Source organism: Dehalococcoidia bacterium (assembly GCA_025054935.1).
In the GTDB taxonomy this organism is placed as follows: domain Bacteria; phylum Chloroflexota; class Dehalococcoidia; order SpSt-223; family SpSt-223; genus JANWZD01.
In genome coordinates, this window is sequence record JANWZD010000017.1 from 1 (window position 1) to 23,708 (window position 23,708).

A 23,708-nucleotide genomic window follows, 5' to 3' on the forward strand; every position below is an offset into this window, starting at 1 on the left:
CGGCACGCTGGCACTCTGCGCCGCGCTCGCGCTCCTGCCGCGGTTCCTTGAGGCTGCGGGGACGGTCACCAGCTGCACCACCCAAACCGACCTTGAGGCGAAGCTCGCCGGTGGCGGGACCGTGACCTTCAACTGCGGCGGGACGAACCAGCCGGCAACCATCCCCATCGCCAGCACGCTCGTCATCACCTTGCCCACCACCATCGACGGCGGCGGCGTCATCACCCTCGACGGCCAAGATGCGCGCCGCATCATTACCGCCAGCGCGCCGCTCACGCTCGTCAACCTCACCCTCTGGCGCGGGCGCGTCACCGGCCCGGAGGACGGCGGAGCGGTCCGCTCGACCAGCGCCGTCACGCTCGACCGGGTGAAGGTCATCTCCAACACTGCCGGCCGCAGCGGCGGCGGGCTGATTGCCGACACCGCCACCATCACCGCCAGCACCTTCCTGAGCAACTTCGCCGGCGGCAGCAGCGGCGGCGAAGGCGGCGGCGGGCTGGCCACCTCCGGCACAGCGGTCATCACCGGCAGCGCCTTCACCAGCAACACCGCCAGCCGCGACGGCGGCGGGCTGCTTGCCGGCGCCGCCACCATCTCCGCCAGCACCTTCACCAGCAACTCCGCCAGCCGCGACGGCGGCGGGCTGTGGGCCAGCGCCGCCACCATCTCCGCCAGCACCTTCACCAGCAACTCCGCCGCCGCGGAGGGCGGCGCCGTCAGCGCTTTCGGCCCCCTCACTCTCACCAACAGCACCCTCCACGCCAACAGCGCCATCACCGGCAGCGCCGTCTTCAACGCGAGCGCCTCCCAGCCGACCCGCCTCGCCTTCAGCACCGTCACCGACAACCCCGCCACCAATGGCACTATCGCCACCAGCGGCGGCAGCCGCATCCTCGCCAACAGCATCGTCTCCGGCACGGCGTCCGTCTGCGCCGGCCTCGCCACCAGCGCCAACGAGGGCGTCAACCTCGTCTCCGACGCCAGCTGCGGCGCGCCCGCCTCCGGCGACCCGCTGCTCGGCCCCTTGGCCAACAACGGCGGGCCGACCCTCACCCGCGCCCTGCTCCCCGGCAGCCCCGCCATCAACGCCGCCACCGACACCTGCCCGCCCACCGACCAGCGCGGCGTCCTCCGCCCGGTCGACGGCGCCTGCGACGCCGGCGCCTATGAGTACGGCGCCAAACCGACCCTGACTGCGCTCCAGCCGGTCAGCGCCCTCCAAGGCAGCCCCAGCTTCACCCTCATCGTCACGGGAACGAACTTCCTCTCGGGCACAGTGGCGCTCTGGAACGGCAGCGCGCGCGCCACCACGGTCCTCAACAGCACGACGCTGAGCGTCGCCATCCCCGCCAGCGACCTCACCACAGCCGGCACGGCGACAGTGACGGCGCGCTACGGGCAGGCGGCGGACAGCGTCTCCAACGGCCTGCCCTTCAGCGTCCTGCCGCCGACCCCAACGCCCACGCCGACCCCGACCGCCCCGCCGTCGCCCACGCCCACCCCGACGTCCGGCCGGACGATCACGCGCATCCTCGTGCCGCTCTTCTCCTTTAACGAGCCCGGGGGCTGAGCGGACGAGGCGCGGCCGCCGAAGGAACGACCGGCAGCGCCGCCATGACGCGCTCGACGGCGCCGCCGTCCGGCAGGGCCTCGACCGCGCGGATAAGGGCGTCCGGCGTCCGCCACGCCGGCAGGCCGGCAACGCTCCAGCAATGGGCGACTTTTGCCAGCCGTTCGTCGCGGCTGAGCGGGCGCGCGCGGCTGCCGCGGAGCGCGGTCACCTCGCGTCGCAGCACGGCGCCGGCGCGGGTGCGTACCTGAAGGCGGACCGGGACGAACGCCCCCGGAGGAATATCCGGCGCGGCGCGCACCTCGATGCGGGCCATCAGCTCGCGCGCGGCAGGGTCGGCCGCCGCTCCCGGCGCGATCTCGCCCAGCCCCACGCGGCCGCGCAGGAGCGCTTGAGCGACCGTAAACGGCACGCTCAGCCGCTGGTGGACAAGGGAGGCATCCGGCGCGGGTGTGCGGCCAGTACGCTCCGCAATCACGGCGCTGCACTCGATGACAATCCCCTCGACCTCCTCGGGACGCAGCCCTTCGGCGCGGAGCGCAAGCGCTCCGTCGATCGCGCCGTGGGTCAGCCGCCCGCAGGGATACGGCTTGAGCTCGCTGTCGAGCAGCAGCCACCGCTCGCCCAGCCCCTCGAGCGCGCGCGCGCGGTCCCAGCGGCCGCCTTCGTAGGTGCGGTAGTAGCCCGAGGGGCCTTCAAGCACGTCCGCCGGGCCGGTGCCGCCGTGGCGGGCAATCGCCACCGCCAGCAGGCCCGCCCGTGCCCCGAAGCCGGGCAGCGCGCCATGCACCGATGACCCTTCCGCATGGGGCTGCCAGCACGGCGCGCCGAGGCTGGCCGCGATGCCGAACGCATGCCGCGCCGCCATCCGGTCGAGACCGGCGACCCGCGCCCCGGCAGCCGCGCCGGCGAAAGCGCCCATCGCCCCGCAGCGGTAGACCGTCGGCACGCCGAGCGCCGCCGCGCTCACGCGGCAGGCAACCTCGCCCGCCACCGCGATCGCCGCGAGCAGCGCTCGGCCATCATTCAGCCGGGCTTCGGCTGCCGCCGCCAGCGCCGCCGGGACAGCCCCCGCAACCGAATGGATCAGGCCAGCCTCGAAGGCAGGGTCGAACTCGGTTGAATGGACGAGCGCCCCGTTTGCGAGGGCAGCATCCGGCGCCGACAGCCGGTCCGGAAAGCCGATCACCGGCGCGGGACCGCGGCTGCCGGCGCGCAGCGCCGCCACGAGCCCGGTCGTCCCCTCCGCGATCCTCCCCGCGAGCGCGACCGCAAGGCAGTCGAGCAGGAGCGTTGCTGTGAACTCAAGCACCTCGCGCGGCACCCGCTCAGCCGGCAGGCCAACGAAGGCCGTGAGCGGGCCGCTCAGGTCGTCTGCCTCGATGTCGACCGGAGCAGCGGCCGCCGGAGTGACGGCGGGAGCGGCGCCGTTTGGACTCGGACGCCCGCCCTCCCTTCCAAGAGCGCGCAAGCGGTCACGCGCTGCCGGCGTGACGATCGCGCCGGGCGGAATGACCAGCGGCGCGCCCGCTGCAGCCGCCGCCTCGACATCGCGCTCGGTGAAAATCCGCATCGCTCAATCATAGATCGCGCAGGGGGCTGGCCTGCGTAGCGACCCGGCAGCCCGCCCACCCCTCTGCGCATCAGCCTCCCCCGCAAGAGAAGCGCCCGGCCCGAAGGAGCAGCGCCGCCTCGCTCCCCGCGCATGCCCGCGGCACGGGGCGCAGAGAGCAAGACCGGCGCTCCGCTTGGAGCCCGGAATGCCACGGTAACCGCGCTCCTGACCGGGCTGCTCGTCGACGGCGTCCGCCTCCTCGCCGGCCCCGCCGCGCACGACCGGCAGACGATCCTCAAGAGGCCGTCATCCGGCCCGACCCCGCGCCGCCGAGCGACCCTTCATCATCGGCGGCGCTGTGCGAAGCGGCCGCTGAGCGAGCCGCGAGTGCCCCCAGAACGCATCGCCGCGTCCGCGCGCTGATGAGGGCGCCCCCTGCTTCGGCTGCTCGGTCAAGGCGCTCGCCGCGCTCGTTCGACTTCCCGGCGCTGCTGCTCCCGCAAAGCCAGTCCCCCGCCCCTTACGGGCAAGCGGGAGGATCCGGCCTCGTCCGGTGCCGCCACGGCGCGTCGATCTCCGCCGGGATCGCTATTGTCGTCCCCATCTCGGCAGCTGCCAGCGCCGCATCGATGATCTGGAGATCCTTCGCCGCCTCCCACGCCGTGCCGAGCGGCGGCGACCCTGTCGTCAGCGCGCGGTGGAAATCGGCAAGCTCCTGCACAATGCCCCCGGCGCTGTCCTCAAGCGGGATGACGTCCCGCCTCCCCTCAGCCTCGACTTCGATCCAGTCGTCGTAGCGCGCTCGGCCCTCGCCCTCACGCCGCTGCTGCAAGAGCGCCAGCGTGCCGCCCGTGCCGTAGACATGCATCGCGTTTGTCCAGCGGCTGGAGCTGCTAAACGAGAGCGCGAGCCGTCCTGCGGCGCCATCCGCCAGTTCAACCGTCGCGAGCAGCGTGTCGGGCTGGCCGCCGAAGAGGTCGGGAAGGATCGAGCGCGTCACCGCCTGCACTGTCGTCACCTCAGCGAGCGCCACCTGTCGGAACGCCGCGACCGCATGAACGCCGGAGTCGAGCAGCCAGCCGCCCTGATGATGCCCCTCGCGCCGCCAGACAGAGCCGGCGTACGGATTGTCCGGCGTCATCCGGCTGAGGACGGCGAAGTCATAGACAATCGGACGGCCGATCCGTCCCGCCTCAAGCAGCGCCCGTCCGGCGAGGAACCGGCCCTGATAGCGGAAATTCTCTGCAACGAAGTGCGGCACGCCGCGCTCCGCAGCAAGGCGCAGCAGCTCGGCGGCCTGGGCGACTGTCTCAGCAATCGGCTTCTCGGAGATGACGGGCTTGCCGGCGAGCAGCGCTTCTCGGACAATCGGCGCCGTCCGGTGGATCGGGACAGCGACGAGCACGACATCAACCTCGGGCGACATAAGCACCTCGCGGAAGTCCCGCGCTACCCGAGGTCGCGACGGCAAGGCTGCGCTGACCGCTGCGGCGCTTGCGCCCCGCTCGCTGCAGACCATGGTTATTCCGTAACGGTCGGCGAGCTGCGCCAGAGCCGGCAGATGACGCTGGCGGACAAAGTACCCCGTGCCGATCAGGCCGAGCCGCAGCCGCTCCATCGCCGCAACGGTAGCGGAGCTGCAACCGCCGGACAAGCCGCTTCGAGTAGAATGACACTACTCCTGTTGGCCAGAGGCGCTATGCCGTCCTCCACCTCGCGACTTGTCGAAACCGTTACCGATGCCCTGAACGACGCGGAGCCGTTGGCCGCCGTCGGCTTTCGGATCGCGGTTGAGGAGCAGGATGGCGTCGTTCATCTTCGCGGCGTCGTCCGCACTGAGGTCCACCGCCATTTGGCAGAGCGCATCGCCGCAGCGATCCCGCAAGTCAAGGCCGTCCGGAACGAGTTGCGCAGCGACACGGCGATCGCTGCCGATGTCTCGCGCGCCCTCGCTGCCGATCCAGCGCTCGCGCGGGTCTCCTTCCTCGTCGAGTCGACCCTCGGCGAGGTTCGGTTGCGCACTTCCGCCACCGACCCGCTCATCATCGACCGCGCCGTCGCGATCGCGCGTCAGATCCCCGGCGTGATCGAGGTGAGCGCGCGATCGATCGGCGGACACGGCGACGCGCCGCCGCTCCGCCGCGCCTCTTAACCGCGCTGCCGCAGCGGACCGAGCGGCGACAGTCGACCCGCGACGGGGCGGCTGCGCCTAGCAGGGCGGCATTCCTCTGCTGCTGCCCTCCCGGCCGTTGCCCGCCGCTGCCCCCTCAGCCGGCCTGTGACAAGGCGAACGACGAACCACGCCCCGCTCCCTGAGAGCGCCGCGTGCAGGGGACAGTCGGGGAATGGCGCATCGCGCGCCGCGGTCGCCTTGGGCGCTCTGCTCTTCGCCGTTGACCGACGCGAGGAGAGTGCCGCGGCCAGCACGCTCAGCGCGCCTGAGCAAGAGCGGGGTTCAGGGTCACCCGAGCGGCGGGGAGACCGTCGGACGGTCGACCGGCTGCGCCGGACGCGGCGCGGCGCCGTTCGCTCCTCCCAAGAATGGTGAGAGGAGATCGATCGGGATCGGCAAGACCAGCACTGTCCCGCGATCGTTCGACAGGTCGGAGAGGGTTTGGAGATAGCGCAGCTGCAGGGCGGTCGGCGTGGTCGCCATCACTCGCGCTGCTTCCGCGAGCGCGCGCGACGCCTGCAGTTCCCCATCGGCATGGATGATCTTGGCGCGTTTCTCGCGCTCAGCTTCCGCCTGACGCGCCATTGCCCGCTGCATGTTCTGCGGGAGCTCGACGTCCTTCACTTCCACGGCGCTCACCTTGATCCCCCACGCCTCGGTCTGCTCGTCGATGATCCGCTGCAGGCGAGCATTGATCTCGTCACGCTTCGCGAGGAGTTCGTCGAGCTCCGACTGCCCGAGCGTGCTGCGCAGGGTTGTCTGAGCGATCTGCGACGTCGCCCGAATGTAGTCAAGGATGCGATTGACCGCATCCGCCGGATTGATGACGCGGAAATAGAGCACCGCGTTCACCTTGATCGTCACATTGTCCCGCGTGATCACCTCTTGAGGGGGCACATCCATCGTGATCGTGCGCAGGTCTACGATGCGCATTCGCTCAATGACCGGGATCAGGAGGATGAGCCCCGGTCCGCGCGTGCCGACAAGCCGGCCGAGGCGATAGACCACCCCACGTTCGTATTCCTGAACGACCTTAATCGCCGAGAAGAGCAGAAAGAGGAGGATAATGATTGCGACAACCAGCACGACTGGCGCGCCGAAGAGAAGGTCCATCGTCCCTACTTTCTGGTCGGCTCCGGGCCGGCGGGCTCGACCTTCAACGTCAGTCCATCGATCGCCACAACCCGCACTCGCGCCCCCGGCTCGAGCGGAGTGTCGGCCACCGCTTCCCACAATTCGCCTTCGACAAAGACCATGCCCGCAGGCGCGAGGGGCGAGCGGACGACGCCGGTCGCCCCAATCAACGCCTCTTTGCCGGTGGTGACCGGCACGCGGCGGGTCCGCGCCCCAAACCAGCTCAGGATGAGGACCGCCGCCGTCAACCCAACCACCACTCCGAGGATTGCCGGCCGCGACACTTGCAGATAGGGCGCTGGGCTGTCGACCATCAGCAGCAGCCCGACGCCGAGCGCGATTGCGCCGCCAACCCCGAGCACGCCGCCGCTCGCGGTGTAGGCCTCTAGGCCCAGCAAGACTAGGCCGAGGATCGCCAGCGCGAGGGCGGCGATGTTCAGGGGGAGCGTCCCGAGACCGAACAGGCCCACGATCAGGGCGATCACGCCGACGACCCCGGGCACGATCGCCCCCGGGTTCTGCAGTTCAATGAAGATCGCAAGTCCGGCTATGCCGAGCAGCAGCGCCGCGATCGTCGGGTCGGTCAGAATGAGCAGCAGCCGCTCGACCGCGCCCATCGGCCGGTCGACGACCGCCGCGCCGCTCGTCCGCACTCGCACCGTCCCGAGCGCAGTGGGTACCGTCCGGCCATCACTCTGGGCAAGCAGCGAATCGAGGTCGGTCGCGATGAAATCGACCACCTTAAGCTCCACTGCCTCGCGGGAGGATGCTGAGATCGCCTCGCGAATTGCGCGGTCGGCCCAGTCTGCGTTGCGGCCGTTGCGCTCGGCGAGGTCGCGTGCGTACGCGGCTGCATCGTTCACCGCCTTCGCGCGCAGATCGCCCTCGACACTCTCGCCGCTCGAGGCGACCGGTGTCGCCGCGCCGATTGCCGTGTTCGGCGCCATTGCTGCGATCGGCGCGGCAAGCGCGATGAACATGCCCGCGGAGGCAGCACGCGCTCCGCTCGGCGCGACCCAGACGATCACCGGCGCAGGGCTGGCCAAGATCGCTTGGACGATCTCCCGCATTGAGGTGTCGAGACCGCCAGGCGTATCGAGCTTAATCACGATCGCTGCCGCGCCGGCGGCGTTCGCGCTCTCGATCCCGCGCGTCAGATAGCGCGCCTGCACCGGATTGATCACGCCCTGCACCGTCAGGACATGCACTGCCGCCTGCTGCGCTGCCGCCCGGCCGGTCTCCGCAAGCAGCGAAGCGCTCACTAGGACGAGGATGCCGAACCAGATAAAACGGAGCACCCGCTGCGCTGTGAGCTGTGCTGTCATCTGACGAACCTCGATTCACTGTATCACGGCGGCGCGCCTCCTGGCGAAACCCCGGGCGGACAGCCGACCGTCAGCCGCGCGCAGCGCACGGTTTGCTCACGCGGCGCGCTGAAAAACCCCGCACCCGGGGGCCGCTGAACTGCCGGCGCCGGATCATCGCTTCTAGGCAGGGCACGCCAGCCGCTGCCGTTGGCGTCGGGGCGCATCCCCGGGGAGCGATGCCCTTTTCACGCTGAAAGAGCAGCGTGTCGCGGCAGCACAAAACCGCCCGCTCTCGGCTCCCCGCGCGAACGCGCGCTTTCGCGCGGCAGCCTCAGCCTGCAAGCAGGGGGACGATCGCCTGCTGAATCTCGCCCGTCACCTCGACCGAGGCCGGCAGCAGCAGAACGTTCACCTCGCTTCGCACGCCGATATCAGGCAGATAGATGCCCGGCTCAATCGAGAAGCAGGTGTTCGGCAGGAGCACACGTTCATCGTGCGTCTCGTAGTCATCAATGTTCGCGCCTTCGCCATGGACATCCTGCCCGATGTTGTGGCCGGTGCGATGGACAAAGGCGTCGCCGTAGCCCGCCCGCGTCACGACCTCGCGGGCAACGCGATCAACCTCGTAGCCGCGGAGCGGCCGCCCTTCCTGCACGGCGCGCCGGACGGCGTCGATCGCAGCATCGCGCGCGGCGGCAACGATGGCAAAGAGTGCCGCCGGCCGCTCCGGCACGCTCTCCCCAACGTAGGCCATCCACGTATAGTCGGCGTAGACGGCGCCCGGCTCATCCAGCTTTGCCCAAACGTCGAGCAGCACCACCGAGCCAGGCGCGATCGGCGTCTGACGATCGGCCGCAGGCGAGAAGTGAGGGTCAGACGCATGGCCGTCGGTCGCTACCTCCGGCGCATGGTCGGTCACCATGCCTGCTGCGTTGATCCACGCCATGATCTGCTGCTGCAGCTGCCAATCGGTGATCGGCTGTCCGGCGCGCACCGCCTCGCGGAGAGCAGCAAAGGCGCGATCTTTGATCGCCAGCAGGCGGCGGGACGCCTCGCGATGCTGGGCGATCTGCTCCTCAGACCAGACGGCGACAGCGCGCTGAACGAGATCCGCCGAGCTGACAACCTCGACGCCGAGCGAACGGATCAATTCGATTGTGCCAGCGTCGACCGCGCCGACGGCGGGATTTTGGCCGTGGGGCGAATATTCGGCGGCAACGCGGGTGTGGCCGGCGAGGAGGAGCGCAAGCCCTGCCTCGCGCTCCTGCCAAGTGCGGTAGACATGTTTATCGCCCGGAAGACGGTCGAGCACGCCGGGCTCGACCGCGCTCACTAGCTTCCGCGGGGGCCCCTCTTTTGGAAGGAGGTAGTACCAGCGCCGAGTAGCGATCCCTCGCTCGTCGAGGCCAAGGGCACGGTAGGCAATCCGGTTTGAGCGGCGAAAGTCTGTCAGCAGCCAAGCCGAGCAGCCGCTCTCGGCGACGATAGCGCGCAGACGCTCGATGTCCACGAAAGGAGCATAGCACGAACGGCCGCCAACCTCGTCCTGCCCTGAAGGGAGGCTCACCGTCTCCGCCCCGCAGCCGCAAAGCGCGTTGCGCCGTTCGGCTGCCGCCTGCCGGCGGAGCAGCCGCGTCCCGTACTGCCACGCTCAGCGACGCCGCCTCCCTTCAGGGATACCGGCTCGACGTCGGCGGCAGTGCTCGGCTCTCGCGAAGTCCGGGGACGCCTCGCCGTCAAACGCTCCCGTTCAGGGCAGAGCGCTGGCAGCGCGGCGCAGGAGAAGCGCCTCCTCCAGCAGGAGATGCGCCGTCCATCGCGCCGCCAGCGTTCGCCCCGCAGCGCCCGGGTGTCCGCGCCAAAACCGGCGCGAGAGGGACCTAGACGGCCGCAGGAGCGGCGATGCCGAGCGCAAAGCGGACGGCGAGCCGCCCTGTCGTGACGGCCGCGCCGGCGGACATCCCTGAACAGAAGGCATCGCCCATCACTTGACCTGCACCCAGCACTTCGCCGGCAGCGTACAAACCTTCGATCGGCGTGCCGTCAGCGCGCACGACCTGCAGGTTGCTATTCACTTTGATCCCGCCCTGACTGAGGATTGTCACACCGTCCGAGCGGATGGCATGGAACGGCGGCTCGTCGATCGCTTTCGGCATCTCCTTGCGTCCCAGCCGATCGTTGCCCGACTCGACAGCGGCGTTGTACTCATCGACCGTGCGACGGAGGTTCGCCGGCGGGACCCCGATCTTCTCCGCGAGCTCCTCAATCGTGGGAGCGCTCGTAATCAGCCCAAGCAGGCCTAGCCGCCGCGTCAGTTCGTTGATCTCCTTGGTGAACCCTTGGCGCATCAGGTCGTCGAAGATCGCCCACATCACCCAGCCGGGCGTGCTCATGATCGCCCGCTCCTTGGCGTCCGGGTCTTTGGTGTCTTCGGCGATGAAGCGCTCGCCGTTGGCATTGACCCAGATATCGCCCGAAATCGCCGGGTTGCGACCATAGTGGAGGGTGATGCCGGGACGAGCATAGCCGGGGTTCTCTGGGTCCTCGACGAAGCCGAGCAGCGGGATCAAAAGATCCATATTGACGGTCGTCCCTCCGATCGCCTCAACGATCGGAATGGCGTCGCCAGTCGCGTGCGGACCGCAGAGCGTTACCAGTTTGGCGCCAACCGGGTGATACTTTTGCATGAGCTGGGGGTTTGCCATGTAGCCGCCGGTGGTGAGAATAACCGCATCGCCGCGGATCTCAACCGGCTGGCCATTTGCCTCTGCGCGAATGCCGACAACGCGCCCTTCCTCGACAATGAGGCCCGTCATCTTCGTCTTCAGCCGCACGTCGACTTTGCCCGCCTCGATCCGCTTTTGGAGCTCCTTGTTCAGCTTCTCGAAGATGATGCCGCCACCGCGGAAGCCACCCGTTGTCGAGGGACCGGGCTGGTTTGCATAGTAGCTGCGCGGCACGCTGTAGAGCGGATGCTCGGGAGCAAAGCGCGGCGACTCGGCGGTGTAGGGCACGCCGATCGACTCAAGCCAGTCGATTGTCTCCGCTGCATTCTCGACCGCCAGCCGCAAGATCGCCGGGTCGTTGCGACCACGACCGATGCGCATGCAGTCTTCGAAGTGCAGCTGGGGGCTATCGACGATCCCTTTTGCCTTCTGCATTCGCGCGCCGGCCGCGCTCATCGTCGCACTCGACCAATGGAGCATGCCGCCAAGCTGGTCGGTCTTCTCGACGAGAATGACATTCGCGCCGCGATCGGCCGCTTCAATTGCTGCTGGCATCCCGGCATTGCCGGCGCCGACGATGATCAACGTTTGCGCCATCATTTCCTCCAAAGAATGGTCACTTCAGAATATCGCGTTCCGGACACGATGAAAAGCGCCGTCAACTGCTCACCTCCTGCCGAGCGCCCCGCTTCACTCCGTCGGCACCGAGTGCGACACGTCCTCCCTCGGGCGCCGCTCCTGCCCTGCTGATTGCGGGCGGCGCGACCAATGCGCCCAGCCCGCCGTCAAGCAGCGCGAGGCGCCTCGCGGTGACCCAGCTTGTCGCCTGCATGGGGGTCACTCGGCGGGAATCGCGCTAGGCAAATTTCTCCTGTCCGCTCCTCTCACCGACAGGAGGCGTTCCCTCGGCCGGAATTGCTGCGGCACCTGCGGGAACTCGCAATGAGGGGAAGCATGCCCTAGTAACCATAAACCACGGGGTCCGCCGATACGCAACGATGCCCTCAACTCATCGTGACGGGAAGTACGCCCTGTCAGCCCGCCATCCGCTGCGCGCGTTTTCTGGCACTCCCTGACTGATTCGGTACGTCCACTTCGCAAAAGGACTGCCCCTCGGCCGTGTCGGCAGCGCCCTGCGCTGCTCCCCGCGCTTGGCTGCTCGCGCAATCCGTCCGTGAGGCGATTCCTCATGGGCAGTCAGAAATGGCTCTTATGAGAACTGCAGATGAGGAGAGGGGGTCGGCTGTCATGAAAGCAGAACAGTTGTCTTCCCCTCGGCCGCCGTGCCCCCCACATGCTGGTCGCGCCAGCAGTTCCGAGCGGCGCGCCCTATCATTCAAGAAAGGGGCCGAATGATGGATGAACCACGGCGTCTCGGGATTGATGAACTGGTCGAGTCGATCGGTCTTGCCGCTGAGCGGCTTGATGCCATTCAGGCGACGGAAGGCGCGGCGGGCAACATTTCTATCGGGGTCCGGTGGCCGCTTGCGGTGTCGGTCCGCTTTCCTCAGCAGGAGCCGATCCGCTTGCCAGAGCGCGCTCCCGAGCTAGCGGGGGCAGCCTTTATTGTCTCCGGCTCGGGCTGCCGCCTCGCCGCCATTCGACGCGATCCGGACGCGCATCTCGGCGTTGCTGTCGTCGACCAAGGCGGCGAGGCGGCGACGCTTCACACCTCGCCCCGCCGCAGCTTTCGTCGGCTGACAAGCGAGTTCAGCAGCCACATTGCCCTTCACCGCGAGGCGATGGCAGCCGGCGCGGAGTACCAAGCGGTCATCCACGCGCAGCCGCCGTACCTCACCTTTCTCAGTCACATTCCCCGCTACCAAGACGAAGCCGTGTTCAACCGCCGGATCCTGCGCTGGCAACCGGAACTGATCGTTCACTTCCCCAACGGGATCGGGGTTGTGCCGTTCATCGTGCCGGGGTCGGCGCGCCTAGCGCAGCTGACAGCAGAGCGGATGCGCGGCCGGACGCTGGTTGTCTGGGCGAAGCATGGGGTCATCGCCCGCTCGACCTACGCCATTGAGCATGCGTCCGACCACATCGAATATGCTGAAGCGGGAGCGCGCTACGAGCAGCTGAACCTGATGAGCGGCGAGCCCGCGGAAGGCCTGTCCGTCGAGGAGATGCTGACGATCTGCCGCGAGTATGGCGTGGCGCAGACGGTCTTCCACGAGCCAGGCCGTGCAGAAGGACAGCGGAGCATTCGGGAGTCGACTGTCGCCGTCGAGCTGGGCGGCCCTGCGCTCTCGATCGCCTTGTCATTGAATGGACGGCGGCGGCGTACCCGTCAGCCCGCCTGAAGGGAGCACGATGAACGGCGCATCCGCGCTTGCGGGGCTGCTCGCCATCGGCGAGCGCAACCTCCGGCGAGCGACTGAGGGACTGACGACCAAGGCACTGAGCTGGGCCCCGCCCGGAACAGCGAACCCTATCGGCGCAACATGGCTGCACGCCCTTGCAGTGCACGATTGGGGCATCCATCTCTTGCACGGCCAGCCATCGCTCTGGGACCGCGATGGCTGGAGCGATCGGCTGGGGGTCGCGGCGCCTCTCCGCCAAGACTACGCAGCAGCGCGAGCGATGCGGCTTGACCCAGAGGCGGTCCGCTCCTATGCCGATGCGGTTTTCGCGGCGGCACGCGCCTTCATGGAAGGGATGGCGGACGCCGACCTCGACCGAACGATCGAAACCCCAGAGCGACGAACGACGGTCGGCGAGGGGCTGCAACTGCTTGTTGCGCATCTCCTGGAGCACACAGGTGAGATCATGGCGCTGCGCGGCGCCCTCGGAGAGTAAGCAGCGCTCGCTCGCGAAGCTACCCCCAGCCGACTGGCAGGGCGCAGCTCCGATCGTCAAGACCACTCGCACCGTCATTGCAAGGCCGCCTGCCGCTCCCCTGCGCGAGTCGCATGCGGGTTATGGTTGCCAGGACATCCTCACTGTCATTGCGAGCCGTCGGCAACCCGGTGCGGGAGCGCTACCGGGGTTATGGTTGCCAGGACATCCTCACTGTCATTGCGAGGCCCCGCAGGGGCCGCGGCAATCCCGCGCAGGAGCAGCTCTCGTCCGAGAGCGGGACCGAACGGAAGCGCCGCGCGCTCCAACGACGATAGAGATGACAATAGGGGCTGGACGGAATTGCCGAGCGTCGCTATGCCCGGCATGCCACCACCCCGCCGGGCATGTCTCTCCGCCTTGCATCGCGACAATGGCGGCGACGCGGCATAGCGAAGGGGTATCCATCCGGTCTGCAACGCGATAACAACGGCGTCGCTCAGCTCCGCAAGCTTGATCGCCGCCATCCCGGATCATCGAGATGGACGCTCGTTCACCGGCTCAACGGACGCGCAGTCGCGCCGAATGCCTGGAATGCGGTGCCCCATTGTGCCCGGAGCGCGCACCGAGCGACCGTTCGATCCCGCACGCGCTCCGGCGAGTGCCGCGGCGCTGCCAACCGGCATGCAATGCGGCGGCTGATGAGGCGGGAGGGCATCGCTGCCCCGTCTCGACGGCTGCGCCGCTCATCGAGGCTGGCCGGACGAGACGGCGCAATGGCGCTTCGCTGCGATGCGCTGCGCCATCGGCTCGAGCGCCACGGCGCTGGCCTGCGGAGCGCTGACGACGCAATCGCGCTTCTTCCTTCCTTCGAGCTTTCCTTCCCCGCTACGAATGCGCCAGGAAGGTGGGCCCTACGACGGGCATAGTTCCTGTCCTGCCGTTCGTCTGCAGTGCCGGGAAGTACTGGTCAGTTCACCGCTCCACGTCGGCATGGCCAGCGTTCGTTCAAAGGAAGCCGTCCTCGACCTTCCTGAAGGAGCTCTCCGGACTGCCGAGCGCTGACGGCTGCGCTGTGCGTGCGGCGACGGCGCTCCTGCCGGCTTGCCGACTACCGGCGCCGAGGACGGCGCAGCCGCCACCAAATGCCGACCGGATAGCCCGCCATCTTCGCGAGGTCGCCCACCACTCGGATGACCGGCAGCCAGAGGAGACCGCGCAGCCGCTCGCCGAGGGAGAGCGCGGCGCTCTGGCGGCGGTAGCGGCGAAGCGGCGTCCAGAGGTAGGCGAGGAAGCCAGCGAGCAGCAGCAGCCATGCGAGCGGCGACCGACGCCCAGCAGCGAGCAGCGCCGGTGCAGCAACGCCGTAGGTCAGGTAGCGCACCGCATGACGTTTCCGCCACAGGTCCGCTTTGCCGTCGCCGCGGGCATAGCGGAAGTACTGCAGCCAGAAGGCGCGTAATGAGCCTCGCGGGCGGAAGTGCGCAACAGCGGACGGAACCCACACTTGGCGAAAGCCGGCGCGGCGATAGGCAAAGTCGAAGACAAGATCTTCGCAATAGTCCAGCCATTCCGGATAGCCGCCGACCTGCTCCCAGACGGCACGCCGGAAGGCGATCGAGCGGCTGGAGGGGAGAAAGCGCGCCGGATCGATGTCGCGCGCCTCAGGCAAGACGGCAGCGCCCATCGCTACTTCAAAGGTCGTGCGCGGGTCCGGCAGAAAGAAGCCGGCGGCAACATCGGCCCCCTTCTCGATCGCCGCAATGAGGTCGGCCAGCCACCCGGGCGCGAGGCGCACTCCAGCATCAGTCACTGCAATCAGGTCGCCGGTCGCGGCGCGAATAGCCGCGTTCCGACCAGCACTGATCGTCCCCGGCACAACGAGCAGCCGGATCGGCAGGCGGTCGCAATAGGCGCGGATACGTTCGACAGTGCCGTCGCGGCTGCCGCCATCGGCAATGACGATCTCGTCCGGCGGACGCGTTTGCGCACGCACCGACTCCAGCAGCTCATCGATCGACCGCGCTTCATTGAGCACCGTCAGGCAGAGCGAAACGCGCACGCTCAGCGCACCGTCAGCGGGCCAAGCTCGATCAGCGGCTCGCCATCCAGCCCCGCAAACAGGCGGTAGCGGCCGGGCAGCACATCGAGGGCAAACTTGTGCTGGTCGCGCACGATATCGCCAACCTGCCACGTCGTCAGCGGGGCGAGCCCGTTCGTCACCGGCGCGATCACCGTGCGCACCGAGTTGCCCGCATCGTTGCGCACCTCAATGCGGAGCGGCGGGTCACTCGTCGGCCGGCTCTCGGCGCGCCAGTAGAGCGTAAGATGCGCCAAGTCGCCGCTCGAAAAGTCGGTGGCGCCGCGGTCGAAGCCGAGCTTGTGAAAGTCGTAGCCGAGCAGCCGAAGCGGACCATAGGGGACATCGCGAGGATGCTCAATGAAGAGCTGCTCGACGGTCGGCTGCCGCTCGGGGCGGGTGATCGTCACCATGCCGAGCAGAACGCGGTCAGCGATGACGCGGCCATTCTCAAGGATGCCGAGCCGCCTGCCGTCGCTCGCCCGATAGAGGCCAATCTCGATGTAGTATGCCCCCGGCGGAGTGCCCGCAAACACTGGCAGCCCATAGCGGTCGACAATGGTTTCCCCCGGCGTCCACGAATCGGTGGGGCGGCGGCCGCTCCCCGGCTCCGCATCACGCTGCCCCCAAATCAGTTCGGCCGCATCAATCAGGTGGGTGAAAACGGTGTACCGCTCATCGACCGGCGCGGTGGCGCGCCAGAAGAGGGTCAGCTGCAGCGCCTCGCCGGGGCGGCTCTCGCTCTGGGCAAGCGAGTAGCCGAGCAGCTCAATCCCGCGCTCGAACTGGACACGCTCGGGGAATTGGATCGTCCCCGCCTCCGTTTGGATGGGAACGACGTACTGGACGAGCCGAACGCCGCCGTACCAGCGATTGTAGGCGCGGAAAGCATGTTCGTTCAGCCAACCTTCGACAACCCCGTTCGGGTCCGCCTGCTCGCTCGCCCACAGCACCAGCCAGATCCGCCGCGCGGTGGCGATCAGCTGCTCGAGCTCGGCGACCGTTCGGGCATCATCGGGCGGACGCTGCGTCGGCAGCCCGATCACCGGGAGCTGGTCCCGATAGTAGTAGTCAAAGATCTCGCGCTGGCCCGGGGCATTGAGGACTATGACATCGCCCGGCTGCGAGGTGAGGGCAAGATAGCGAACGAGACCGCGATAGTCATCGCGAAAGTACTTCGGGTCGTGATAGCTCGCCAGCAGCGCCCGCCCAGCCGCATATTCCTGCCCGCCGACCAGGGCGACCACCACGAGCGTCCCTACCGCGAGCGGCAACCGGCGCTGCGCCCTCGCAAGCCGACCCGCCATGCGCTGCGCGATCGCGCCTGCCGCCGCCACGCCCGCGCCCTGCAGAAGGCAGAAGGCCGGCACGGAAATGAGGAGGAACTTGGGGTGAGGGACCACCGGCCGATTGAGCGCCACGCCAAAGAGGGTGAGCGGCGCCGCCACGGCGAGGAGCACGACCGCCGCCACCGCCTGTGCGCGCCGCGCCTTTCCCGGTCCAGCGATAGACCACGCCGCCGCCAGCACCAGCAGCGCAATCCCCAGCGCTATCGTCTTTCCCGTGACGGTCTGGTCCCACGCTGGCCCGTAGGCGAAGAAGCGGAAGACCCGCTCCGCGAACGCAAGCGGGCTCAGCCGCTCGGCAGTCACCTCCCAGCTCCGCAGCTGGTTCGAGGCGTAGAGGAGCCAAGGGATGACCAGCACAATCGCGCCGCCCTGCACTGCCGCCCACGCAAGCCAGCGCCGCCACCAGCGCAGCGGGCTGGGGTGCAGCGCCACGAACGCGAGGGTCGCCCCGACCATCGCCGTCACGCCGAAGAACTGCGTAAGCACTGCTCCAGCAAAGGCAAGCACAAGCAGCAGCGGGAGCAGCGCACTCGGACGCCCGCGGTCCCAGCGCCGCCACCAGAGGAGACTGCCCGCAATTGCTGCCATCCCAAGCAGCGCCATCTGCTCGTACATGCGCGTCTCTTGGGAGTAGTAGATGAGCAGCGGCGAGACGGCAGCGAAGAATGTGCCAAGCAGCGCCGCCGCCGGACCAAGCAGCAGCCGCCCCACAACCGCGGTGAGCGCAACGACCGCGACCCCAGCGAGCACCGAGAGAAACCGCAGCGCATACTCCGTCCGGCCCGCCAGCTCCGCCCAGCCGCGGAGAGCGAGGTAGTAGAGCGGCGGATGAATATCTCCGGCTGCCGCCTCGAGGATCGCCGCTGGGGAGCGATAGGTCATCACGACGCTCGCCCCTTCGTCAGCCCAGAGGCTCTGCCCATCAAGCCGATAGACCCGCAAGCCGAAAGCGAGCAGCAGGATGACCGTCAGGGCGAGAACCGCGAAGCGCGGCTCCCCCCACGGACGCCGAAGCGCGCGAGGAGCACTCTCCAGCGGCACTTCTGCAGGATGCCGCGCGTGTCCTCCCTCAGCGCGGCCAGTTAGAACGCTCTGCTGGTCCGCCGCCCGGGGCTGCGTCTTCGCTCGGCCGCGCCCTCGCCACCCCCATGCAAGAGCGCCGGGAGAGACGCTCCCCACGCCGCGCTGCAGCGCGACATCCGCGCTCCTTCTACCCCACCAGCTCACGGCCGTCCCTCGCGGCGGTTTCCTGCGGACGCAAGCGCCTCTGCGTCGGCCGGCGCGGGCTGGCTGCGGCGACGGCGCAGCGCCTCGGCCACTGCGGCAATCACAAAGGGCTGGCGGCGGTCGGGCGGCACCTCGCGAACGAGCTCGTCCCACAGCTCGGCGGGAAGCAGCACCCGAACCCACCTCCGGCGCGGAGAAGCGGCGAGGCGCCGGCGGCGGACGACCGCATCTGTCATCAGCCCGCCAAGGAAGAAGACGCCGCCGAGCAGCGTAACCGCGGCTACCGCCAGCCCGACCGCGGCCGTGGCGAGCGTGTCGTCTCGGCGACGGACCACGACCCCATCGAAGGCGAGCCGTCCGTCCTCCACGACTACATCGACCCGATGCTCGCCGTCGGGCAGGCGATCGGCAAGCGTCACCGTTTCCCAGCCGCTGCCGCTCTCCACGTTGAGCTGGCCGTCGGGAAGCAGCGGTGCCGGCCTGCCATTCACCAGCACGCGCGCCCTCCCCTCACCGCGGCGGACGACGAGCGCCGCCGACGTGCCGCGGAAGCGAAAGGCAAGCGCATCGCCGGGCGCGCTCGAACGGAGGACCCAGCCATCAGCCGCGTCGTCGCGCTCATAGCGCCACGCGCCCGACACCGATATCGCCGGATGGCTCTCGCTCCGGCGGCCAGGATAGACGACCAGTTCGTCAGACGCGACCCGCTGATAGGCGTAGTAGGCCGGATGAACGGCAAAGTCGGCATCGAGCAAGCCGAAGTAGTAGAGGGGCTGATCGCGATTTTCATCGTGGACCATGCGCAGATGCCACGTAAAGACAACGCCGACCCACGGCCACTCCTCTTGAATGCGCCGGTAGGCATCGGCAAGGTAGCGCGCTTGCATCTCACGCGACACTTGGCCGTGCGTGGCGATGATCGGCGCGTCGATAGGCAGCGCGTTCCAGCCAAGTTCTGCGATCCAGATCGGCTTGTGCGCATCGCCGTTGCGCACCATCACGTCGCGGATCAGCCGCACCCGCGAGAGGTTCACCCGCTCGAAATCGGCTCGGCGGTCACGCGGGCCGGTCCAGAGCGAATAGCCCATCGCGCTCATCACGTCGAAGTAGCGTCCCCCGCCAGCGTCGTACAACTTTTGAAGATAGATCAGGTCATTCTCGTTGAAGCCGTCCTCGGTGCCGAGCGTCGGGGCGAGGGCCGCCGCGACGATGACCGCGTCGGGATTTGCCGCTTTGGCGCGCTCCCAAGCGACGCGGAGCAGCGTCGCGTACGCGCCGGCATCGGCGGGCTGCCAGCCCCATTCAGGGAAGATGTTCGGCTCGTTCCAGATCTGGAAGTGGTTCACCTTCCCCCGGTAGCGCGTCACGAACGCTTCAACAAAATCGCCGTAGTCGTCGAAATTATCCGGCGGGCGGTTGTGAACGCGGTTGTCAGCTCGTGACCAGTTCGGCGGCGAGTCGAGCCGGGCGAGGATCTGAATGCCGTACTCGTTCGCCAAGTCAATGAAGCGATCGTATTTCGCCCACGTCGAGCCATACTCGGTCTCGAAGTCGCCCTTCGCCTCAACCTCGATGTCAGACCACGGGATCTGCTGGCGGATCCAGCGCACCTTCGCCGCCTGCAGGAGGTCGAAGGTGTAGCGGAGCTTCCATTCCTCGACCTCTTGTTCGAGAAAGACATTCATCCCGAAGGGAACCGTTTCGTGCTGGATCAGCGCCTCGTCGGCCGTGTCAAGCGGCGCGTAGGAGAACGCAGAGAGGAGATTGACAACCTGGAAACGAAGCTCTTTTTCGCCGGTGACCGCTTCGAGCCAAGCCGCGAACGAAGGGCGAAGCGCCAGCGTCCCCACGACGAGCGCGAAGACCACACCGACAACCGCTCCGGCCGCCGCACGGAGCCGCTTCACGGCAGCACCTCGCGGACGACTTCGCGACCGCAGAGGAAAGCATCGACCCGCCGCCACGGAAAATCGCTTGGCCCAAGCCCGGTAACGCGGCGGAAGAAGGCGGCGTCATCCTCGGAGAGCGTGTCGAGGCGGACAAGGTAGACCCGGCCGCCGGCAGCGCGGGTGGCGGCGATCCGCCGCTCGACGACCTCGAAGAAGGTGGCGCGGTCGCCTCGTGCCGCCAGCACGTAGGCGTCGTTGAGGCTGAGCACGTTCACCGCGGTGAAGTATGGCAGGTAGTCGCCGGCCCAATCCCAGCCCGGCGTAATGACGAGGTCGTTCGCCCCGAGGCGCTCACTGAGGCAGCGCGTCGCCGCAAGGCCGGCGTTCATCGCCGGGTCGTGCCGCGGTAGGATGCCCGCACCGAGATTCCAGAGCGCGAGCGGCAGCGCTACCACCCAGAGCGCGGCTGGCGGCACGCGCCGCGCCGCCAGCAGGTAGAGCGGCGGCAGCACCAGGAGCCAGAACTGCGGATCGTCCGGCGCCCAGTACGCGCCGAAGGCCGCGATGACGCCCGCCCAGAGGACGAGCGCACCATCCAGTCGGTCGCGCGAGCGAAACACGGCGACCGCAGCTGCCGCCAGCCCCGCTGCCATGGCCGCCGTCGCGGCAACGCTGAACAAGGCAGCGGGCTGGAGCGCGCGCACCCCGGCGAGAGTGGGCGGGGCAGGAAGCCAGAGTGCGGCTGCCGTAAGGCTCTGCAGGCCTGTCCAGAGATTGCGCGGCGAAATCCGCCCCCAAACGCCTTGAGCTGGAGCGGCAAGGAGCCAGCTCTGCCACGCTCCCACCTCGCGATGGCCATGGAGGCCGATCCCAATCCCAAGATAGGGCACGCCGACAAGCAGCGCCCCGAGCGTGCCGAGCACGACCGCCTCGCGCCGCGTCGCATCGCGAAAGAAGAGCAGGAGCACCGCCGGCATCATCAGGATGCTGGTAGCGTGAATGAGCATCGCGACAGCAAGCCCGAGCACAACCGCCCAGCCGCGCCCGGTCGGCAGCGCGCCGCGAAGATAAGGGCCACGCGCCGCCACAAGCGCGGCAACCGCGATCAGGATGCCGGCATTGGCGAGGATCTGATCCTCGGCGTCGGAACTGTGGTACCACCAGCCGTAGCTGGCAGCGAGCGCCACTGTCACTGCGCCCGCCGCCGTTGCCGAGGGCAGGAGCCGCAGCGCCATCCAGCAATATGCGCTCACCGCAACCGCGCCGCCGAGCGCATTCAGCACTTGGAGGGCGAGCAGCGGGTCGCTCAGCCCGAACGGCGCAAGCACCCGCAGAAAGAGCCAGCCGACGAAGGGATAGAGAAGATGCTCTGCTTGGAAGAACAGTGGCGCGGTCAGGTCGCCCTCGCGGGTGAGGCGAGCGAACGCCATCCCGTCGGAGCTGTAGTGCGCCGAGAGCGTGAGGAGATAGGCCGCTCCTGCAAGAAGACCGGCACTTGCGGCCGCTGCCCAGCCGCGGCCGCCAACGCATTCTGCTCGCGAAGCCGCGGGCGCTGCCGGAACGCTGGAAGTCACGCTGCCCTCCCGGCTTGGATCTCCGCTGCCAACCGGTCGTAGAGGGCAGCGAGGGCCGGCAGGATTGCCCGCCAGTCGTAGCGTTCGACGACAAGCGCCCGCGCCCGCGCAACTCGCCTGCGCGTCGCTTGCGGGTCGCGCAGCGTGCGCCGGATCGCGTCCCGAAACGCAGCAGGGGTATCGGCCATCAGCAGATGCTCGCCGTGACGCGCCGCAACGCCGTCCGCTCCGAAGGTGGTCGTGACAACCGGCACCCCAGCTGCCATCGCTTGGACGACCTTGAAGCGCATCCCGCCGCCGCTGCGCATCGGCACGACGTAGATACTCGCCGAGCCCAGAAGCGGCCGCTCATCCTCCACCGGGCCGACAACCTCGACGTGCGGCCCCGCCAGCGCCCGCACCGCCGGCGCGGGGTCGCGGCCAGCGATGACGAAGCGTGCCTTAGGAAACTCCGGAACGATCAGCGGCAGCACTTCGCGAGCAAACCAGGTCACGGCATCGACGTTCGGGCGAAAGTCGAGGGTGCCGACGAAGAGCAGGCACGGCGCCTCCGGGTTCAGCGCCGGTCCGCTCGGCGAGGGAGCGTAGCGGTCGGTGTCAACACCGTTCGGGATGACGACCGGCCGGACGCCCGCCAGTTCCTCTAGACGGGCGGCATCTCCCTCGGAAACTGCGATGACGGTGGCCGCCCGGCAGAGCCCGGCCTCCCAGCGGCGGAGCCGCCGCCACTGGATGAGGCTGTAGAGCGCGAAGGGCAGGCGACGCGGGTCGCCGATCTCGGTGCGCCAGATGCGCTCTTGGAGGGCGAACTCCGCGTTGTGCGCGTCGTAGATGAGCCGCGGTCGATAGCCGGCGGCGCGGAACGCCTCCCCCAGCGGGCCAACCGCACCAGCTGCTTCCACCGCCTCGAACTGGACAACATCCGGCCGCCACGCGCGCAGCAGCGCGACAAAGCGCTCGTGGGCCGCCGGCGTGCGCAAGCGGAGAACGAGGTCGGGCAGCGCACTGCCGACGAGGTCCGCCAGCCGGCGCGCTGCCGTCCGCCGCGGCGGCGGCACCACCGCTGTCGGGAGGTCGGGGACGGCCTCGGCGCTCGCCAGCCTCGGCGGTCGAGGAGCGAAGGGAGGGGCGCTGTCCCCTATCGTCAGCAGGTGCACCTCATGGAAGCGGGCAGCTTCGGCAAGGAGCGCGGCATTGCGCAGCGTCGTGCCCTTCTGCGGCGGGAATGGTGGCTGCGGCGTGACGAAGAGGATCCTCACCCCAGCACCCGACGATAGACGGCGAGGGTCTCCTCGGCGCAGCGGTCCCACGAGAAACGGGCGACATGCGCGAACCCGCGTTGGCGCAGCTCGTTGGCGAGGGCAGAGCTGCCGAGTACAGCGTCGATGGCGCCGGCGAGCGCCTCCTCATCGCGGGGGTCAACTTGGAGGCCGCCCTCGCCGGTCACTTCGGCGAGCGCCCCGGCGTTGGAGGAGACGACTGGCGTGCCGCACGCCATCGCCTCGAGGACAGGAAAGCCGAAGCCCTCGTAGAACGAGGGGAAGACGAAGAGGGACGCGCCGTTGTAGAGGTGGACGAGGTCATCCTGGCTCGGCCCCCAGCAAAAGACGACCCGCCCTTCAAGACCGAGCGAGGAGATGAGGCGCTCGACCTCGTTCTCCAGCCAGCCAGGCCGGCCGGCGAGCAGGAGCGGAGGAGCGTCGCGCAGCCGGGCATAGGCGCGCAGCAGGCCGGGCACGTTCTTGCGTCCTTCGAACGTGCCGACCCAGAAGATCGCGCCCAGAGGCAGCCCGCGTGCCGCGAAGAACGCCTCCACCTGCTCGCGCGGCAGCGGCCGGAACGCCTCGTCGGGCGCAAGATAGATCACGTCAACGCGCTCGGGCGGCACGCCAAGCTCGCGCTCAAGGTCACGGCGGACCGCTTCGGCGTCAACGATCACTGCGTCGGCGCTCGCGATCGCGCGGCGGATCTGGCCGTAGTAGCGGCGGCTTTCGGCAGTGATGAACTCCGGAAAAAAATGGAACGCGAGATCGTGCACAGAGATGACCGAGCGAAACGAGCGATAGAACGGCGGAATGAAATCCGGCGAATGGAGGAGATCGATGGGAGCGCGAAAGAGTTCGACGGCGAGCGCTGCCTGCTCAAACCGATGATGGCAGGGGGTATACAGGATGCGCGTTTCCGCCTTCACCAGCGGCTGGCGCGTCTTGCGGCTCTGGTAGACCACCAGCTCGACCTCATCCGGGCGCCGGGCAAGCGCGCGGGCGAGATTGAGGGCGTAGGTGGCGATCCCGGCAGGACGGTAGCTATAGAGGCGAAGATCGATCCCGACACGCACCGAGCACT

At 68.6% G+C, this 23,708-nt stretch carries 16 protein-coding genes; 4 read left to right on the forward strand and 12 right to left on the reverse strand.

Annotated features, from left to right (window positions below):
• Nucleotides 1–1,570: hypothetical protein (locus tag NZ773_14790; protein MCS6803191.1), on the forward strand; the 1,570-nt coding region annotated here is incomplete at its 5' end.
• Here the strand turns inward: NZ773_14790 and NZ773_14795 are convergent.
• Both NZ773_14795 and NZ773_14800 read right to left on the reverse strand, forming a co-directional pair.
• Nucleotides 1,551–3,143: an MmgE/PrpD family protein gene (locus NZ773_14795; protein MCS6803192.1), complete on the reverse strand. Its 1,593-nt coding sequence runs from the start codon at nucleotides 3,141–3,143 to the stop codon at nucleotides 1,551–1,553. The genes NZ773_14790 and NZ773_14795 overlap by 20 nt on opposite strands.
• 502 nt (nucleotides 3,144–3,645) lie before the next feature.
• Nucleotides 3,646–4,743, reverse strand: coding sequence for a Gfo/Idh/MocA family oxidoreductase (locus tag NZ773_14800; GenBank protein ID MCS6803193.1), 1,098 nt, complete (start codon nucleotides 4,741–4,743; stop codon nucleotides 3,646–3,648).
• A gap of 66 nt (nucleotides 4,744–4,809) precedes the next feature.
• On the opposite strand from NZ773_14800, the gene NZ773_14805 reads away from it, so the two are divergent.
• Entirely contained in the window at nucleotides 4,810–5,277 is a 468-nt protein-coding gene (locus NZ773_14805; GenBank protein ID MCS6803194.1) for a BON domain-containing protein, read from the forward strand.
• Between the two features lie 309 nt (nucleotides 5,278–5,586).
• Here the strand turns inward: NZ773_14805 and NZ773_14810 are convergent, their stop codons facing one another.
• The 4 genes from NZ773_14810 to NZ773_14825 all read right to left on the reverse strand — a co-directional run bounded on the left by NZ773_14810 (nucleotide 5,587) and on the right by NZ773_14825 (nucleotide 11,065).
• Nucleotides 5,587–6,411, reverse strand: a complete 825-nt coding sequence (locus NZ773_14810; protein MCS6803195.1) for a slipin family protein — start codon at nucleotides 6,409–6,411, stop codon at nucleotides 5,587–5,589.
• A gap of 5 nt (nucleotides 6,412–6,416) precedes the next feature.
• A complete protein-coding gene (locus NZ773_14815) occupies nucleotides 6,417–7,757 on the reverse strand; it encodes a nodulation protein NfeD (GenBank protein MCS6803196.1) in 1,341 nt (446 codons plus the stop codon).
• Nucleotides 7,758–8,070: 313 nt separating this feature from the next.
• Complete coding sequence (locus NZ773_14820; protein ID MCS6803197.1) at nucleotides 8,071–9,249, reverse strand: M24 family metallopeptidase; 1,179 nt, start codon at nucleotides 9,247–9,249, stop codon at nucleotides 8,071–8,073.
• A 370-nt stretch (nucleotides 9,250–9,619) separates the two neighbouring features.
• The gene (locus tag NZ773_14825) at nucleotides 9,620–11,065 is read right to left on the reverse strand and encodes an FAD-dependent oxidoreductase (protein MCS6803198.1); all 1,446 of its coding nucleotides are present in this window, start codon (nucleotides 11,063–11,065) and stop codon (nucleotides 9,620–9,622) included.
• Nucleotides 11,066–11,817: 752 nt separating this feature from the next.
• Here NZ773_14825 and NZ773_14830 point away from each other — a divergent pair.
• Nucleotides 11,818–12,768 carry a class II aldolase/adducin family protein gene (locus NZ773_14830; protein MCS6803199.1) on the forward strand — a complete coding sequence of 317 codons (951 nt, stop codon included), beginning with the start codon at nucleotides 11,818–11,820 and terminating at the stop codon, nucleotides 12,766–12,768.
• 10 nt (nucleotides 12,769–12,778) lie between these two features.
• The gene (locus NZ773_14835) at nucleotides 12,779–13,264 is read left to right on the forward strand and encodes a DinB family protein (GenBank protein MCS6803200.1); all 486 of its coding nucleotides are present in this window, start codon (nucleotides 12,779–12,781) and stop codon (nucleotides 13,262–13,264) included.
• Nucleotides 13,265–14,354: 1,090 nt separating this feature from the next.
• On the opposite strand, the gene NZ773_14840 is transcribed toward NZ773_14835, so the two are convergent.
• From NZ773_14840 to NZ773_14865, 6 genes are all read right to left on the reverse strand, one after another.
• Nucleotides 14,355–15,305: a glycosyltransferase gene (locus NZ773_14840; GenBank protein ID MCS6803201.1), complete on the reverse strand. Its 951-nt coding sequence runs from the start codon at nucleotides 15,303–15,305 to the stop codon at nucleotides 14,355–14,357.
• A 2-nt stretch (nucleotides 15,306–15,307) separates the two neighbouring features.
• Nucleotides 15,308–17,713 carry a glycosyltransferase family 39 protein gene (locus NZ773_14845; GenBank protein ID MCS6803202.1) on the reverse strand — a complete coding sequence of 802 codons (2,406 nt, stop codon included), beginning with the start codon at nucleotides 17,711–17,713 and terminating at the stop codon, nucleotides 15,308–15,310.
• 182 nt (nucleotides 17,714–17,895) lie between these two features.
• Nucleotides 17,896–19,806, reverse strand: coding sequence for a hypothetical protein (locus NZ773_14850; protein ID MCS6803203.1), 1,911 nt, complete (start codon nucleotides 19,804–19,806; stop codon nucleotides 17,896–17,898).
• The gene (locus NZ773_14855) at nucleotides 19,803–21,362 is read right to left on the reverse strand and encodes a hypothetical protein (protein MCS6803204.1); all 1,560 of its coding nucleotides are present in this window, start codon (nucleotides 21,360–21,362) and stop codon (nucleotides 19,803–19,805) included. Before NZ773_14855 ends, NZ773_14850 begins: the two co-directional genes overlap by 4 nt.
• A complete protein-coding gene (locus NZ773_14860; protein ID MCS6803205.1) occupies nucleotides 21,359–22,621 on the reverse strand; it encodes a glycosyltransferase family 4 protein in 1,263 nt (420 codons plus the stop codon). Before NZ773_14860 ends, NZ773_14855 begins: the two co-directional genes overlap by 4 nt.
• Nucleotides 22,618–23,700: a glycosyltransferase family 4 protein gene (locus NZ773_14865; GenBank protein ID MCS6803206.1), complete on the reverse strand. Its 1,083-nt coding sequence runs from the start codon at nucleotides 23,698–23,700 to the stop codon at nucleotides 22,618–22,620. Before NZ773_14865 ends, NZ773_14860 begins: the two co-directional genes overlap by 4 nt.
• Nucleotides 23,701–23,708: the final 8 nt, after the last annotated feature.